This window comes from Methylobacterium brachiatum, assembly GCF_900113845.1.
Taxonomy (GTDB): domain Bacteria; phylum Pseudomonadota; class Alphaproteobacteria; order Rhizobiales; family Beijerinckiaceae; genus Methylobacterium; species Methylobacterium brachiatum.
In genome coordinates this window covers 157,432-170,002 of the sequence record NZ_FOQW01000009.1, presented here as the reverse complement: position 1 = coordinate 170,002, position 12,571 = coordinate 157,432, and the positions used below count along the sequence as shown (strand labels likewise).

Sequence of the window (12,571 nt, the reverse complement as noted above, 5' to 3'; positions counted from 1 at the left end):
GGCGCTCATCATGCATGTGAGAGTTCGTCTCGACGGGGCCGAGCCGCGCCGCTGGCAGATCGCCCTGCTGCAGCGGCTCGCCGGCACGGCCGGCATCCGGACCGTGAGCGTCGACGCGGCCGTCGTGCCGGACGGGTGGCCCGACACGATCGAGCTGCTGTTCCGGCTCGAGGCGCTGATCCACCGCCTGCCGCGCCTCGGCTCCGAGCGCCTGCCGCCGACCGCCCTCGACCCGTGGCGGCGGCCCGACGCGAAGCCGGACGTGGTCCTCGACCTGTGCGGCGATCTCCCGGCCGGCCCGGCAACCTGGCAGCTCGCCTATGACGGACGGCGCGGCGACGACGCCCTCCTGGCGAGCCTGCTCGCCGGGGCGGTCCCCCGGCTGACCCTCGTCGCGGCGGGGACCATCGTGGCCGAGGGCCGGCTCGGCACCGACCGGCCGGGTATCCTGCTCGCCGGCGTCGACGACGCGCTCGCCCGGACGGTGACGCTGGTCGCGGCCGCCCTCGGACGCCGTGCCGCCGGGCGCAGCGAACCGCCCTCGGTCGCGCCCCTGCCGCCCTCCGAGCCGGCGCGGACCCTGTCGGGCGGCGAGCTCGGGACCCGGGCCGCGCGGATGATCGCGGGCGCTGTCATCCACCGCCTGTACCATCTCTGCTACCGCGCCCCGCACTGGCGCTGCGGCTGGCGGCGCCTCGACGGGCCGGACCTGATCGACCTCGGGCGTCATCCCCAGGCCGGCTGGACCGACCTGCCGGATGACGGCCACCGCTTCTACGCCGACCCGTTCCCGCTGGCCTTCGGCGGAAGCACGCACGTCTTCGTCGAGGAATTCCCGCACGCCACCGGCAAGGCGATCATCTCCGCGGTCCGCTTCGGCCCGGACGGCCCCGAGGGCACGCCCGTCCCGGTGCTGGAGGAGCCCCATCACCTGTCCTACCCGTTCGTGTTCGAGCGCGACGGCGAGGCCTGGATGGTGCCGGAAAGCTCCGCCTCCGGCACGGTCGATCTCTACCGCGCCACCCGCTACCCCGGCGGCTGGGTGAAGGAGGCGACGCTGCTCTCGGGCGTGGTCGCCAGCGACGCGACCCTCCTCGAACAGGGCGGCCGCTGGTGGATCTTCGCCACCCTGCGCGATGCCGTCCCCGAGGCGCCCGCCGGGTCCGGATCCTACCACGACGCGCTCTGTCTCTGGTCGGCCCCCGATTTCCGCGGCCCCTATACGCCGCATCCGGCCAATCCGGTGCTGATCGATCCCGCGACCGCGCGGCCCGCAGGGCGCATCGTCGAGCGCGGCGGACGCCTCATCCGCCCGGTCCAGGATTGCGCGACGGGCTATGGCCGCGCCCTCGGGCTGGCGCGGATCGACCGCCTCGACCCGGAGGGCTTTTCGCAGACCGTCATCGGCCGCATCGAGCCCGGCCCGGCCTGGCCCGGGTCTCGGCTCCATACCGTGAACACGGGCGGCGGCATCGAGTGCATCGACGGCTCGGCGCGGGCCCCGCGGATCCGGTTGCCCGGCCGCGTCTGACCCTGCACGCGAGCACTGCCTCCGCTGCCGGCGGCCACGGTACAGCCTGAGGCGTGGGCGGCTTTAGCCGCCAAAACGGTATCCGGCCCTCGACGCCGACCCGTTCTGGTGGATAACGCAACTTATACCTGAATTAATTCGCCGGAACTAGTTGCATAGATTGTATTTTGGCTAGAGCGTCTCTGATATCGAAGGCTCCCGACCGATCGGAGTGGCGATTTCATGAGTGTGAGCGCGACGATCCAGCCCGACACGCACGCGCGCAGCGCCCTGAATGCCCGGCTCGTACGGATCGCCGCGGTCGCGGGCATTCCGGTGGAGACGTTCTTCTCCGAGCCGACCTCGGTGGCGCATGCCGGTCTGATCGAGCTGATCCAGCTCTGGGACGCCGCTCCGACGGAAACCGTGCGGGCCGAGATCCTGGCCGGCACCCGCGCCGTCGTCGCCGGGGCGGCCGACCGGACGCGCTGACGGCGTCCGCCGGATGCAGGCCACCGGGCCGGTCCCGGCGTCGATATTTCGGTCCGCCGGGCCCTGGCAGGAACCCCACGAGATCGCTACATTGCGCAGGCGGGGCTGCAGAGTTCGTCAGGAGCACTTTCCCCGGGGCCTTATCGACTCCCTCGGGAGCTGTCCCTGGCCTCGTCCCTGGACTTGGCCAACACGGCGCCCACCTACTCTGTAGGTTTCCCGGGATCGATCCTCCAACGGCTCACGTGGCTCCGCACTCTCCTTCTCCTGAAGCCGACCCCGCCAAGACGGATGCGGCGCTCAAAGCCCAGCTGCGCGGCGCGGCGCTCGCCGCCCGGGACGCGCTGGAGCCCGCCGCCCGGCATGCCGCGTCCGCCCGGATCGTGCAGGCGCTCCTCGCCCTGCCGGAGCTGGCCGAGGCGCGGCTGGTCGGCGCCTTCTGGCCGATCCGCAGCGAGGTCGATCCGCGCCCGGCCGCCGAGGGCCTGCTCGCCCGGGGCCAGCGGGTCGCGCTGCCGCACGTCACCCCCGAGGGCCTGATCTTCCGCGAATGGCGGGCCGGAGATGCGTTGGTCGCCGGCCGCTTCGGCCTCAGCGAGCCCGACCCGTCCCTGCCGCCCGTGGAGCCGGACGCCCTGATCGTGCCGCTCGCCGCCTTCGACGGGACGGGTCAGCGCATCGGCTACGGCCGCGGCTACTATGACGGCGCGATCGCGCGCCTGTCCCGCACCCGGCCCGTCCTGACCGTCGGGGTTGGATTTTCCGTGCAACGGGTTGATCGCGTGCCGGCCGAGCCGCATGACCGACCGCTCCAGTTCGTGATCACCGAAACGGGCGTGATCCGGTTCGACAGGAAGTCCTGATCCATGCGGCTGCTTTTTCTCGGCGACGTGATCGGTCGCCCGGGCCGTAGCGTCGTCTGCGAGCGTCTGCCCAAGCTGCGCGAGCGCTGGCGTCTCGACTGCGTCGTCGTGAACGGCGAGAATTCAGCCGGCGGCTTCGGCATCTCGGAGACGATCTGCGACGAGCTGATCCAGGCCGGTGCCGATGCCGTGACGCTCGGCAATCACAGTTTCGACCAGCGCGAGGCGCTGGTCTTCATCGCCCGCCAGCCGCGCCTGGTGCGGCCGGCGAACTACCCGCCCGGCACGCCCGGCCGCGGCGCCACCGTGGTGGAGACGCAAGGCGGCGCCCGGGTGCTCGTGGTCAACGTGATGGGGCGGGTCTTCCTCGACGCCATGGACGACCCGTTCACCGCGGTGGAGCGCGAGCTCTCGGCCTGTCCCCTCGGGGCCGCCGCCGACGCCGTGGTGGTCGACGTGCACGCGGAGGCAACCAGCGAGAAGCAGGCCTTCGGCCATTACCTCGACGGCCGCGCGAGCCTCGTGGTCGGGACCCACACCCACACGCCCACGGCCGACCACCGGATCCTGCCCGGGGGCACCGCCTACATGTCGGATGCCGGGATGTGCGGCGACTACGATTCGGTCATCGGCATGCAGAAGGACGAGCCGATCCGCCGGATGATCCAGAAGACGCCGGGCTCCCGCTGGGAAGTGGCCGGAGGCGAGGCCACGCTGTGCGGCGTCGCCGTGGAAACCCAGGCGGACGGCCTCGCCACCCGGGTCGCGGCGGTTCGCCTCGGTCCGAATCTCGAAGAGAGCTGGCCGCGGTTCTGGGAGTAGAGGCGGATCGACGGCAGCCCGCGCAGGGTGCCGGGTGTCCCGGCATGGCACAGGTCCGGAACTTCGGCGGTCTGCATCCGTAGATTGCAGAGACCCCCGAACCCAGGGACCGCGCCAAGGGACCGCGCCATGCCGCAGATGTTCGACTGGATCTTCTTCGCCATCATGCTCCCGTTCCCGGCCTTCCTGGTCTGGGATTGGTACCAGCACCGCTAGCTCGCGCGGTCCGAGGCCCTTCGGCGCCGCGCCTCGGTGGCGTACTACGCCGGATAGGCGGCTTGCGCGGGGCGTGAGCCGGCGCGGGTCGGACGATCGGAGCTGTCACCCCTTCCGGGGGGCTCGATCGCCGCACAAGCGTGACCGTGGAGAGACTTGATCGCGTGCAGGGCTACCCCCACAGTGGCCGCGACGGATCCCGCCCGCCGGCGGCTTCATGGTGAGATCAGGCTAGAGCGACCGATGGCCGCCCGCGACGACAACGAGAATAAAATACAGCCGCTGGCACGGCCCGGGATCTATCTCGGGCGGATGGTGATCTTCCTGATCCTGGTGGGCTTCCTCGCCTTCATCCTGTTCAAGCAGATCACGCCCGCCTTCCTGGCCAATCCGGGACTCAACGGGCTGATCCTCGGCGTGCTGCTGATCGCGGTGCTGATCGCCTTCGGGCAGGTTTTTCGGCTGTACCGAGAGGTCAGCTACGTCAACGCGGTGGCGAGCGGCGGCCAGGCCAAGAAGCCGCCGGCCCTGTTGGCGCCCATGGTGCCGATGATCGCCGCCCGGAAAACCGGGGCGCTTCTGCCGGGGACTTCGGGCTATCTCGACACGATCGCGGCGCGCCTCGACGAGGATCGCGAGATCCTGCGCTACATCGCGGGCATCCTGATCCTGCTCGGCCTGCTCGGCACGTTCTGGGGCCTGATCGACACCCTCTCGGCGGTGGGCGGGGTGATCAAGGGCATGCGCGGCGGCGGCGATGCCGGGGTGATGTTCGACGAGCTGAAATCGGGCCTGGCGGTACCGCTCTCGGGAATCGGCCTCGCCTTCTCGGCCTCGCTGTTCGGCCTCGCCTCCTCGCTGATCACCGGCTTCCTGGAGCTGCAGGCCAGCCAGGCCCATGCCCGTTTCCACAACGAATTGCAGGATTGGCTGCTGTCCGGCGCGTTGGCGGCCGAGACAGAGGGCGCCACCGCGATCCGGCCGGCCGCCGGCACCCAGGACCTCAAGGAGGCGATCGAGCGGTTGACCGCGATCGTCTCGGAGGGCGGGGGCGGCCGGGCCGCGACGCTCGCCATGACCAACCTCGCCGAGGGCATCCAGGGCCTCGTCCAGCACATGCGGGCCGAGCAGCAGATGATCCGCGACTGGGTCGAGGCGCAGGCGAGCCGTGAGCGCGAGCTGAAGCAGGTGCTCGACCGGCTGGGCCGGGAGCGGGTGTAGTGGCCTCGACCGCGGCCCGCTCCCGACGCTCCGTCAATGTCTGGCCGGGCTATGTCGACGCCCTGGCGACGCTGCTGCTGGCGGTGGTCTTCCTGCTCACCGTCTTCGTGGTCGGGCAGTTCTTCCTGTCGCAGGAGCTGACCGGGCGGGACGCGACGTTGGTCAAGCTCAACCGGCAGATCGCCGACCTCACCGACCTCCTGGCCCTCGAGCGCTCGAACCGCCGCAGCCAGGAGGACGAGGTCCGCAGCCTCCGCACCACCCTGGCCGGCGTCGAGGCCGAGCGCGACCAGGCGAAGTCCCAGGCCGAGGCTGCCACCGTCAGCCAGGGCGCCGCGGGCGCCCTCGACAAGCAGCTGGAGGCCGAGCGCGGCGCGACCAAGCGGGCCCTGTCCCAGGTCGATCTGCTGAACGAGCAGATCAGCGCCATGCGTCGGCAGCTCGCCGCCCTCGAGGATGCGCTCGCCGCCTCCGAGACCCGGGATCGGGAATCCCAGGTGCGCATCGCCGAGCTCGGCAGCCGGCTGAACGTCGCCCTGGCCCAGAAGGTCCAGGAGCTAGCCCGCTACCGCTCGGACTTCTTCGGGCGCCTGCGCCAGATCCTCGGCAACCGCCCCGACATCCGGGTGGTCGGCGACCGCTTCGTGCTGCAATCCGAGGTGCTGTTCCCGGGCGGCTCGGCGACGCTCAAGCCCGAGGCCGGCCCCGAGCTCGACCGGATCGCCGGGGCCATCGCCGACCTCGCCCGGCAAATCCCGGCGGACCTGCCCTGGGTCCTGCGGGTCGACGGCCACACCGATGCGCGGCCGATCAACACGTCGCAATTCCCGTCGAACTGGGCGCTCTCGGCGGCCCGGGCCATCGCGGTGGTGCAGTACCTCGCCGGCAAGGGCATCCCGCCGCAGCATCTCCTCGCCGGCGCCTTCGGCGAGTTCCAGCCCCTCGACGCCGGTACGACCGAGGAGGCCTACGCCAAGAACCGCCGGATCGAGATGAAGCTCACGGAGCGGTAGGGTCGGCGGCCCGACGCTTTCCATCGACCGCTCTGGTGCCCGGTGAGGTCAGGCACCGGGCGGGGAGCGGCCCTTGCGGCATCCGCATTGCGGGATCCCTTGTCCGAGTCTTGGACCTCCGAGTCCGCGTCCAGGATAGTCGTGCGATCATCGTGCCTCGCCCGATATTTAATCCAGTTTCGCAAAACTATTGTCTATTGGATCGCCGATCGCGAATAATGGTCGGTCGAATTTGACCGACGGTCAGATCATTTAACGGCGGATTAGCCATTTCGACGCATCGTTGACGGCGAGGCGGGGATGGTTCCACCGATGTCCAAGCTGACCCTTTCCAGATGCGCGTCTCTCGTCGCGATCTTCGCGGTGCTCGGCGCCCTGCTCGCCGCCGGGCCCGGCTGGGGGCGGCCATCACCGTCCGCAACAGCGACGTTCGAGCCGAGCGTCCTTGCCGGCCTGGTCGCTCTGGCCCTGGCGATGATCGGCGGCTGGTGGCTGGCGTGGTCCCGGTCAGCCGCCCCCCGGGGCTCTGACTCCGCCGGCCGGCACGGCCTGCGCTTGGACGCGTCCGGGGCGGCGATCGCATTCCGGCAGGCCGGGGAGGCCGACGCGGTCGCAGAGGCGGTGCGGATCTTCCAGCACGGGCTGGTCACGCTGAGCGGTCAGCCGGCCCATCCGACACCCGCCGACACGATCGGGTCGCTCGCCGAGATGACCGCCCAGGCGAGTGTGATGGCGCTGCGAGCCACCCTCGCGGCCGCCCAGGCGGGTGGGGGTTTCGCGGCGGCTGCCGCCCGGGCGAGGGAACTGTCCGAGCAGGCCGCGATGGTGTCGGAGGCGATCGCGGCTCAGGCGCAGCGGGTCGCGGGTGCGCCCGATCAGGACTGTTCCGGTATCGATGGTATCGCGGACCCGATCCGGGCGCTCCGCGCGGCCTCGGCCTCGCTGGCGGCCACGGCGGCGCGGCCGGACTCGCCCCGGGCCGAACCGTCATCTAGCCGGACCCGCAGCATTCGCGCCGCCTGAGCCCTCGGGGGCCGGGGCCGTATCAGACTCCGCAACCGGTCAGCGTGTCCTTGTCGACGAAGATCCCGGGCGTGCCGCCGGTCATCAGGAACAGCACCGACGATCCCGCCGGGTACAGGCCGGCGCGCACGCCGTTCAGCCGCCGCCGAGGGGGCGCATCAGCCCGTCCAGCGGCTCGATCGGGGATCGGCGGCGCGAGGAACGGCAGGCGGGGAAGCGGGCGAGGTCCGGGTGGAGGCGGGTCACCGCGGGCTTCGACACCGCGCCCGCATTCCTGCCCCTCGCCGGCGCGGCGCACGCCCGTCATCCGCGCCCGAGACCCGCGGGGGCGGGTTCCGCGCCGCTTATTCGGCGGCGGGCATGCGTTCGCCGCGGATGCGCAGACCCTTGCCGCGGGCGGTCTCGTCCAGGGCGTCGGTGAATTGCAGGCTCGCGAGCTGCGCGTAGAGCGCGCCCTGGGCCAGCAGGCTCTCATGGGTGCCGGTCTCGACGATGCGGCCGTCGTCGAGGACCAGGATGCGGTCGGCCGCGCGGATCGTGGCGAGCCGATGGGCGATCACCAGGGTGGTGCGTCCGCGCATCAGCGTGTCCAGGGCGGCCTGGACCGCGCGCTCGGATTCCGCGTCCAGCGCCGAGGTCGCCTCGTCGAGGAGCAGGATCGGGGCGTCCTTGAGGATCGCCCGGGCGATGGCGATGCGCTGGCGCTGACCGCCGGAGAGGGTGACGCCGCGCTCGCCGACCTGGGTGTCGTAGCCCTGCGGCAGGGCGGTGACGAAGCCGTGCGCGTTGGCGAGTTCGGCGGCGCGCCGCACCTCGGCCTCGCCGGCCTCCGGGCGTCCGTAGCGGATGTTCTCCGACACGGTCCCGGAGAACACCACCGGATCCTGCGGCACCAGGGCGATGCGGGCGCGCAGGGCCTCCGGGTCAACCTGGGCGATGTCGGTGCCGTCGACCAGAACGCGGCCGCCCTGCGGATCGTAGAAGCGCAGGAGCAACTGCAGCACCGTCGACTTGCCGGCGCCGGACGGGCCCACGATGGCGATGCGCTCGCCCGGAGCGGCCGCGAAGCTCAGCCCGTCGAGGGCGGCGTGGCCGGGGCGGGTCGGATAGGCGAAGCGCACGGACTCGAAGGTCACGGCGCCGCGCGCCGGCTCGGGCAGCCGCGACGCCGGGACGGGTGTGCGGATCGCCGGCTCGGCCGCCAGGATCTCGGTGAGCCGCTCGGCCGCGCCCGCCGACATGGCGAGGTCGCCGTAGACCTCGGAGAGCTGGCCGAGCGCCCCCGCGCCGAACACCGCGTAGAGCACGAATTGCGAGAGCTCGCCGCCGGTCATGGTGTGGTTGAGGACGCCCTGCGCGCCGTACCACATCACCCCGACCACCGAGGCGGAGATCAGGAAGATCGCCACGCCGGTCAGCAGCGCGCGGGCCCGGATCGAATCGCGGGCGGCGGCATAGGCCTCCTCGGAGGCGGCGGCGAACTTCGCGGCCGTCGTCCCCGATCGCCCGAAGGCCTGCATGGTCCGCACCGCCCCGACCGCCTCGGCGGCGTAGGCGGAGGCGTCCGCCAGACGGTCCTGCGCGGCCCGGGAGCGCCGCCGGACGCCGCGGCCCGATACGATCAGCGGGAACACGATGACGGGAATCGCCGCCAGCACCATCACGGAGAGCCGCGGGCTGGTGATCACCATCATGGCGGTCGCGCCGACGAACAGGAACAGGTTGCGCAGCAGGATCGAGACGGAGACGCCGAAGGCCGACTTGATCTGCGTCGCGTCGGCGGTGAGCCGCGAGACGATCTCGCCGGATTGCGAGCGGTCGAAGAAGGCGGGATCGAGGATCGTCAGCCGGGCGAAGACGGCGCTGCGCAGGTCCGCGACCACGCGCTCGCCGAGGGTGACCACGGTATAGACCCGGGCCGCGCTCGACAGCGCGAAGGCCGCCACGACCCCGAGTAGGGCCAGGAAATAGGCGTCGATGACGTTGGCGCCGTCGGCCGTGAAGCCGTGGTCGATCACCCGCCGCATGGCGATCGGCACCACCAGGGTCGAGGCCGAGGCGCAGATCAGGGCGAGGATTCCGGCGGCGATCCGCCCGCGGTAGCGCAGGGCGAAGGGCAGGAGCGGCCGGAGCGCGCTCAGCGGTGCCTTGGGCCGGCCGGAAGCGGCCGCTTTCGTCTTACGGGCCATCACGCCTCACGCGTCTCTTCCCACCCGGTCCACGGCGCTTGTTCCGGGAGAGAGCCTGCGATATACGCCGCCCCTCATCCGATTGCGCGTGTTCAATGGCCGCGGGCCGCCACCACGGTCGGCTTGGACGTGCCGTTGCCACGAACCTACGGTTCGGTGCAACCGCTGACACCTTCCGCATTCCGGGCCGGGCGGCGCCTCCTGCGCTCCCCGCCGGCGTGCCAGAACAGGAACGACAGGTCATGGCGAAGGACGCGGCCGCAAAGGCCAAGGGGACCGAGCACCCCGACTACCACTTCATCAAGGTCGTGATGACGGACGGCACCGAGTACCGGACCCGTTCGACCTACGGCAAGGAGGGCGACACCCTCAACCTCGACATCGATCCGCTCACCCACCCGGCCTGGACCGGCGGCGAGCAGAAGATGCTCGATCGTGCCGGGCGCGTCTCGCGCTTCAACTCGCGGTTCGGCAACCTCGGCAAGCGCTGATCCCCGACGGATCAGGCGGACCCGAATCACAACGGGCGGTCCCTCGCGGGGCCGCCCGTTTCTGTTTGCGCGCTTGTCACGCCACCCTGCCTGGGGCGGGTTTTTCCCGCGAAATCCGATCGCAAATTTTCCGGCCGGGCGGCGGGTTTGTTCCACATGATCACCCGCCGAAGAAAATAGTCTTTTGATAAGACGCGCCGCGACGGCTCTCGCCGGGTCGGCCTGCGCGAGGGGCCTCTTTTCCGGCCAAGCCGCGCCGTCGTAATGTCCGCTTCCGTCGATGATCGGACCGCGCAACGATCATCGGCCGTCCCGATCGCATATCGATCCGGTCGCGGTCGTTCTTCCCGGGTGATCGTCGGACGGTCTTCGAAGCGTCCGCCGAGAACACCCAAAACCATCTCAGGCGCTCGAAAGCTGCGAGCGCCGTTCTTGGGGTCGTCTTCCATGAAACGCTGGCTGTCGTCCGCCCTCGCCATCCTGCTCACCTTTGCCGCCCCGGCCTTCGCGGCCGAGAAGATCAAGGTCGGCATCATGAGCGATTCCGAGGATGTCTGGGCGAAGGTGAAGGCGATCGCCGCCAAGGACGGGCTCGATCTCGACCTCGTCGTGTTCTCCGACTACCTCGTGCCGAACGCCGCCCTCGATGCCGGGGACATCCAGGCCAACGCCTTCCAACACAAGCCTTTTTTGGAGAACCAGATCAAGGCCAAGGGCTACAAGATCGTGCCGGTCGCCGACACGATCGTCTCGCCGATCGGCCTCTATTCCCGAAAGGTGAAGGCGGTCGGCGACCTGAAGACCGGCGCCGCGATCGGCATCCCGAACGACCCGTCCAACGGCGGTCGCGCCCTGCTGCTGCTGCAGGCCCAGAAGCTGATCACGCTGAAGGACGGCGTCGGCATCCTGCCCACGGTGCTCGACGTCACCGCCAATCCGAAGAAGCTGCAGTTCCGCGAGATCGACGCGGCCCAGCTGGCGCGCAGCCTCGACGATCTGGACGCCGCGGTGATCAACACGAACTACGCCGTCGAAGCCGGCCTGAAGCCGGGCAAGGACTCGATCGCGATCGAGTCGTCGGTCAACAATCCCTACAACAACTTCATCGCTGTGCGGGAGGCGGACAAGAACGCCCCCTGGGTGCCCAAGCTCGTCCACGCCTACCAGAACGACACGATCCGGGCCTACATCACGCAGAACCGGCCGGGCGAATTGCCGGCCTTCTGAGCCCCGCGCCCGCGGTCGGAGCCCCCCGGGTCCGGCCGCGCGGCCGCGCTCAGCCCTCGCCCAGGCGGAAGGCCATGCGCAGCAGGCCCTGCTGGGCCGCCACCGGGCTCTCGACCGGCGCCGGCGTCGGACGGTCGTCCGCGATCAGCGAGTCGAGGTGAAGGATGCGGGCGTGCAGGCGCCGCGCCCGCATGATCAGCTGCTGCAGGCGCACCGGCAGCAGGTTGAAATCCGACTGCTTCGGCGGCTCGGCCTTGCCGAGCTTGACCCGGTGCTTCTCCTGCAGCGCCTCCGCCGGGGTCATCTCGCCCTCGGCGACCGCGCGCTGGACCAGCAGCCACGACGCGATCTGCATGAGCAGCGTGGTCAAACGCATGCTCTCCGCGGCGTAGCTCAGCGTCGCGTCCCGGGAGACGAGGCGCGACTCGTCCCGGCCCTCGCCGTCGAGATAGGCCGCCGTCTCCTCCACGAGCAGCATGCCGTCGCGGAACAGCGTCTTGAACGCCACGGAATTGACGTAGGTCTTGCCGAAATCGACCCAGTCCCGATCGTCCCGGAACGTGACATCGAAGCCGTTCATGTGCCTCTCCTGTGCCGCCGACGGGCCTAGCCGTCCCGGACCGGGACATTCCGGCCATGGCTCCCGGACGACGCAGCAATCCTAGCGCCGAACCGCGGCCGCATCAGGGTTAGATCTTTTTTAACCTTAACGACCGGGCCGATGGTTAAGATATGGCGCCCGTCGTCGCGTGCAAGCATTCGAAAGGAGACCTCGACACCGCCGAATACGCGGTGCCTCCGGCCGATCTTGGAACCGCTTGCGTGCAGGGCCTGCCCGCCCTCAACTGCTGGGCGAGGGCGGGCCAGATCAAGCGGCGTGGACTGTCCCGAAACACGCGCAGCGTGTCCCGGACTGCGGCGTGATCGATGTCTGCTAGTGGTGATGCTGGTGGCCGCCGCCCGGTGCGCTCGCGCCGATCGGCGCCACCGAGAACGTGACCGGCACGGTGCCGGCGCGCTGGAATGTCAGCGTCCCGGACACGGTATCGCCGGCCTTGGGGGCGCCGGTCAGGCCCTCGAACATCAGGTGATAGCCGCCGGGCTTCAGCTCGACCGTCTCGCCGGGCTTGATCGTCAGGCCGCCCGAAACCGGGGCCATCTTCATCACGCCGCCCTCCATCGACATGGAGTGGATCTCGCCGGAGGTCGCGAACGGCACCGAGGCGCCGGTAAGCGTGTCGGGGGCCGAGCCGGTGTTGACGATCCGCACGTAACCGCCCGCGACCTTGGCGCCGTTCGGCGTGGCGCGCAGCCAGGGCGTGTCGATCGTGAGATCGCCGGCCTTGACCGGCGCCGCCTCCGGGGCCGCCTGCGCCGTGCTCGCGAACAGGCCGAGGCCCAGCAGGGCCGTGCAAAGGATCTTCATGGGCATGCTTCCGTCCTGACTCGTCTAGCAATCGGTCCGCCCGCGATCGCGGCGGCGACCTACGGCGCGGGCCTTGGG

At 70.6% G+C, this 12,571-nt stretch carries 13 protein-coding genes, 1 other RNA gene and 1 pseudogene; 11 read left to right on the top strand and 4 right to left on the bottom strand.

Annotation, left to right across the window (positions count from 1 at the left end):
• Positions 1 to 10: 10 nt before the first annotated feature.
• The 9 genes from BMZ47_RS13660 to BMZ47_RS13625 all read left to right on the top strand — a co-directional run bounded on the left by BMZ47_RS13660 (position 11) and on the right by BMZ47_RS13625 (position 7,160).
• Positions 11 to 1,531 carry a glucosamine inositolphosphorylceramide transferase family protein gene (locus BMZ47_RS13660; RefSeq protein ID WP_091863013.1) on the top strand — a complete coding sequence of 507 codons (1,521 nt, stop codon included), beginning with the start codon at positions 11 to 13 and terminating at the stop codon, positions 1,529 to 1,531.
• 222 nt (positions 1,532 to 1,753) lie between these two features.
• Positions 1,754 to 2,002, top strand: a complete 249-nt coding sequence (locus BMZ47_RS13655) for a hypothetical protein (RefSeq protein WP_091863010.1) — start codon at positions 1,754 to 1,756, stop codon at positions 2,000 to 2,002.
• A 99-nt stretch (positions 2,003 to 2,101) separates the two neighbouring features.
• Positions 2,102 to 2,258, top strand: a non-coding RNA gene (gene ssrS, locus BMZ47_RS13650) — 6S RNA.
• Positions 2,248 to 2,865: a 5-formyltetrahydrofolate cyclo-ligase gene (locus tag BMZ47_RS13645; RefSeq protein WP_091863007.1), complete on the top strand. Its 618-nt coding sequence runs from the start codon at positions 2,248 to 2,250 to the stop codon at positions 2,863 to 2,865. Before ssrS ends, BMZ47_RS13645 begins: the two co-directional genes overlap by 11 nt.
• A gap of 3 nt (positions 2,866 to 2,868) precedes the next feature.
• Positions 2,869 to 3,687, top strand: coding sequence for a TIGR00282 family metallophosphoesterase (locus BMZ47_RS13640; protein WP_007565887.1), 819 nt, complete (start codon positions 2,869 to 2,871; stop codon positions 3,685 to 3,687).
• 84 nt (positions 3,688 to 3,771) lie between these two features.
• Complete coding sequence (locus tag BMZ47_RS29160; protein ID WP_279888231.1) at positions 3,772 to 3,903, top strand: hypothetical protein; 132 nt, start codon at positions 3,772 to 3,774, stop codon at positions 3,901 to 3,903.
• Between the two features lie 243 nt (positions 3,904 to 4,146).
• The gene (locus BMZ47_RS13635) at positions 4,147 to 5,124 is read left to right on the top strand and encodes a MotA/TolQ/ExbB proton channel family protein (RefSeq protein WP_091863004.1); all 978 of its coding nucleotides are present in this window, start codon (positions 4,147 to 4,149) and stop codon (positions 5,122 to 5,124) included.
• Positions 5,124 to 6,137 (top strand): peptidoglycan -binding protein, encoded by a 1,014-nt coding sequence (locus tag BMZ47_RS13630; RefSeq protein ID WP_007565883.1) that lies wholly within the window; start codon positions 5,124 to 5,126, stop codon positions 6,135 to 6,137. The genes BMZ47_RS13635 and BMZ47_RS13630 overlap by 1 nt, the downstream gene beginning before the upstream one ends.
• 312 nt (positions 6,138 to 6,449) lie before the next feature.
• Positions 6,450 to 7,160, top strand: a complete 711-nt coding sequence (locus BMZ47_RS13625; protein WP_091863002.1) for a hypothetical protein — start codon at positions 6,450 to 6,452, stop codon at positions 7,158 to 7,160.
• Positions 7,161 to 7,295: 135 nt separating this feature from the next.
• Here BMZ47_RS13625 and BMZ47_RS29155 read toward each other — a convergent pair whose 3' ends face one another.
• Positions 7,296 to 7,421 carry a hypothetical protein gene (locus BMZ47_RS29155; protein ID WP_280142729.1) on the bottom strand — a complete coding sequence of 42 codons (126 nt, stop codon included), beginning with the start codon at positions 7,419 to 7,421 and terminating at the stop codon, positions 7,296 to 7,298.
• Positions 7,422 to 7,504: 83 nt separating this feature from the next.
• Complete coding sequence (locus BMZ47_RS13620; RefSeq protein WP_091862999.1) at positions 7,505 to 9,349, bottom strand: ABC transporter transmembrane domain-containing protein; 1,845 nt, start codon at positions 9,347 to 9,349, stop codon at positions 7,505 to 7,507.
• A gap of 242 nt (positions 9,350 to 9,591) precedes the next feature.
• Here BMZ47_RS13620 and rpmE point away from each other — a divergent pair, with 242 nt between their 5' ends.
• The gene (gene rpmE / locus BMZ47_RS13615) at positions 9,592 to 9,840 is read left to right on the top strand and encodes a 50S ribosomal protein L31 (protein WP_007565880.1); all 249 of its coding nucleotides are present in this window, start codon (positions 9,592 to 9,594) and stop codon (positions 9,838 to 9,840) included.
• A gap of 447 nt (positions 9,841 to 10,287) precedes the next feature.
• Positions 10,288 to 11,067, top strand: coding sequence for a MetQ/NlpA family ABC transporter substrate-binding protein (locus BMZ47_RS13610; protein WP_007565879.1), 780 nt, complete (start codon positions 10,288 to 10,290; stop codon positions 11,065 to 11,067).
• Positions 11,068 to 11,116: 49 nt separating this feature from the next.
• Here the strand turns inward: BMZ47_RS13610 and rcdA are convergent, their stop codons facing one another.
• Positions 11,117 to 11,647, bottom strand: a complete 531-nt coding sequence (gene rcdA, locus BMZ47_RS13605; protein WP_007565878.1) for a protease adaptor protein RcdA — start codon at positions 11,645 to 11,647, stop codon at positions 11,117 to 11,119.
• A gap of 354 nt (positions 11,648 to 12,001) precedes the next feature.
• Positions 12,002 to 12,439 (bottom strand): annotated as a pseudogene (locus BMZ47_RS13600) (copper chaperone PCu(A)C); the annotation flags it as partial.
• Positions 12,440 to 12,571: the final 132 nt, after the last annotated feature.

Coding starts and splice junctions, on each gene's coding strand:
- BMZ47_RS13660 (WP_091863013.1), top strand. CDS start 11: ATGCATGTGAGAGTTCGTCTCGACGGGGCCGAGCCGCGCCGCTGGCAG.
- BMZ47_RS13655 (WP_091863010.1), top strand. CDS start 1,754: ATGAGTGTGAGCGCGACGATCCAGCCCGACACGCACGCGCGCAGCGCC.
- BMZ47_RS13640 (WP_007565887.1), top strand. CDS start 2,869: ATGCGGCTGCTTTTTCTCGGCGACGTGATCGGTCGCCCGGGCCGTAGC.
- BMZ47_RS13635 (WP_091863004.1), top strand. CDS start 4,147: ATGGCCGCCCGCGACGACAACGAGAATAAAATACAGCCGCTGGCACGG.
- BMZ47_RS13625 (WP_091863002.1), top strand. CDS start 6,450: ATGTCCAAGCTGACCCTTTCCAGATGCGCGTCTCTCGTCGCGATCTTC.
- BMZ47_RS13620 (WP_091862999.1), bottom strand. CDS start 9,349: ATGGCCCGTAAGACGAAAGCGGCCGCTTCCGGCCGGCCCAAGGCACCG.
- rpmE (WP_007565880.1), top strand. CDS start 9,592: ATGGCGAAGGACGCGGCCGCAAAGGCCAAGGGGACCGAGCACCCCGAC.
- BMZ47_RS13610 (WP_007565879.1), top strand. CDS start 10,288: ATGAAACGCTGGCTGTCGTCCGCCCTCGCCATCCTGCTCACCTTTGCC.
- rcdA (WP_007565878.1), bottom strand. CDS start 11,647: ATGAACGGCTTCGATGTCACGTTCCGGGACGATCGGGACTGGGTCGAT.